The following is a 2,145-nucleotide window of genomic DNA, read 5'->3' as shown; positions in this document are numbered from 1 at the left end:
ATATAGGGAAAATGTTCTGTCAAGGGAGTAAATTATATTTTCTTGGGAAGTGAATCAGGATTAAAGAATTCAAACCTGTTGGAAAATACCCTGTCATTTTGCCCCTTTAATGCCCCTTTAATGCCCCTTTAAAATGTAATAAGTTCCCTTTCCAGTAGTTCCAATTTTTTCTAAGATACCTTTATCCTCTAAAACTGCAAAATCTTCACTCGTTTGCCTCTTTTTGATATTGTTTAACTCCTGATACTCCTTATTTGTAATTTTTCCCTTCTCTTTAATGTAAATTACTGCTTTTGTCTGCCTTTCGTTAAGTCCCATTTCCTTGAGTCTTTCTTCGGTATAGTAATCCTTTCTCATATAGAGTGAAAATCCACTGAATTCCTCTTTAAACTCAGGTTCTGGCAGATTAACCTTGTTTAAGGAGTTAATAATTCTTCCGATTCCAGATCCATATTCTTCAATTAATCCGGCAAGATAAAATATATGGACAATAAGAGGATTTCTGGCAACTGAGGGATGGGTAGTTTTCAATTGTTCAAGGGTTATTCCCTCTGGAAGTCCTCCAATATTAAAGAACCATATCCAATCATTAAATATTTTAATCTGGGTTTGAACATTGTATCTGAAATAATCTCTATGAATCACAGCGTTTAAGAGTCCTTCTCTAATTGCTTCTAAAGGATAATCCCAGATATTTTTTCTGGTTAATTGTTCCCCGGTTATTTCATATCTTACATTTATGAAATTCTTTATCGCTTCTTCCGCTTCTTCTATTTGTTTAAATAGATTCCCTTCTATGCGTCTATCCCCTATAATGGTAGTTTCATCCTTAAATCGTCCTACTCTTACCAATGCATTTATAAAATATTTCTGGGGATCATTGCCAAATAATATTATTGCTGCATTAGTTAATTTTCCATTGATGATAAGTTTTAATTTCTTAAAAATAGTTTTTATATCTTCGTTTTCATCTTCGCTTCTTAACCTTCCACTTTTTACGGCCATTCGGATAAATTTTCTAACCGTTTCGGTATTAATCTCATCTAAACTATACTCTTCGGTAAGTCCGTCCCAGTTTGTACCTTTTATAAAAAAAGTTCTTAATCCTTCTCCCTGCATTTCTCTGGTAGTGTTTCCAACCCGAGTATAATATTTACCTTTGTAGGATATAGGTAGAGTACTTTTCTTAATCTTTATTTGAAGTACATCTTTTTTATCAACTTTAATACAGTCTATTTGGGGATGAATTCCCAGCAGATTTACTATTTTATTAGTTAAATCTCCGAGTAAGCTATTGGTATATTCAAATCCCTTTATCTCTTTTTTGTCTGATATACCAATATAGATAATTCCTCCCTCTTTATTAGCAAAAGCTGAAATAGTTTTAAATATCGATTCATTGATTTTTTCTTTAAATTCAACAGTTGTGTTTTCTGTACCTTTTAATATTTCATCTAAATTCATAACTCTAATCCCATCTTTCTTAAAATTCTCTTCGGTTTCTCAATGATTACATCTAGGTTATAACAACTTCGTATCCTTTCTACTTGTCTATTGCCTTCTTTTTGAACTATCCGGAATTTCCGGATAGTTGAACTCTTCATTAATTCTTTTTCTTTATAGATATTACCAATATGTTCATTAACAGTACGAACATCTTTTTCAAATAATTCTGCCATCTGTTTTTGAGACAGCCAAACGGTATCTTTTTTTAGATTAACTTCAAAAGTTTCTTTAATGTTTTTATGATTATATCACGTTGGTTTGAATACAGTAGGGCAGAAATTATGAGATAAAATAATATTTTTTTAAATTTATTTCAAATTCTATAAATTATTATTCGACAAAGTTATGAAAAATCCTCTTTTTTATTAGGAAAAATATTTTTAAATAGGGGTTGAAAGTGGAAAGGAGAAAGAGTATAATATTGTAACAAACAAATGTTTTATGGATTCGCAATGACAAGTAATAATAAGGAAAGGAGAAAGATAAGAATGATAAAAAAACCGATGAAGATGAGAAGTCTGGAGGAATATGGTATCCTTTATCGGAGATATGGCCGCCATCACCCAAGCCATCCACTACCAAAAAGCCATTTATTTAGTCCCCTTGCGTTCTTTAGCCGAGGAAAAACACCAGCATTTT

Annotated in this window: 2 protein-coding genes; both read right to left on the bottom strand. The window is 31.6% G+C overall.

Annotation, left to right across the window (positions count from 1 at the left end):
* Positions 1 to 117 precede the first annotated feature (117 nt).
* Positions 118 to 1,464 carry an ATP-binding protein gene (locus COZ07_RS09975; protein ID WP_406608416.1) on the bottom strand — a complete coding sequence of 449 codons (1,347 nt, stop codon included), beginning with the start codon at positions 1,462 to 1,464 and terminating at the stop codon, positions 118 to 120.
* Positions 1,461 to 1,679: a hypothetical protein gene (locus tag COZ07_RS09970; protein WP_406608415.1), complete on the bottom strand. Its 219-nt coding sequence runs from the start codon at positions 1,677 to 1,679 to the stop codon at positions 1,461 to 1,463. Before COZ07_RS09970 ends, COZ07_RS09975 begins: the two co-directional genes overlap by 4 nt.
* Positions 1,680 to 2,145 lie beyond the last annotated feature (466 nt).

Origin of the sequence: Candidatus Infernicultor aquiphilus, from assembly GCF_002784285.1 — a bacterium.
Taxonomy (GTDB): Bacteria; Atribacterota; Phoenicimicrobiia; order Phoenicimicrobiales; family Phoenicimicrobiaceae; genus Infernicultor; species Infernicultor aquiphilus.
This window is presented reverse-complemented; position numbering and strand designations above follow the sequence as displayed.

Excerpts from the sequence above, each read along its gene's own strand:
- COZ07_RS09970 (WP_406608415.1), bottom strand. The coding sequence starts at position 1,679 with ATGGCAGAATTATTTGAAAAAGATGTTCGTACTGTTAATGAACATATT.
- COZ07_RS09975 (WP_406608416.1), bottom strand. The coding sequence starts at position 1,464 with ATGAATTTAGATGAAATATTAAAAGGTACAGAAAACACAACTGTTGAA.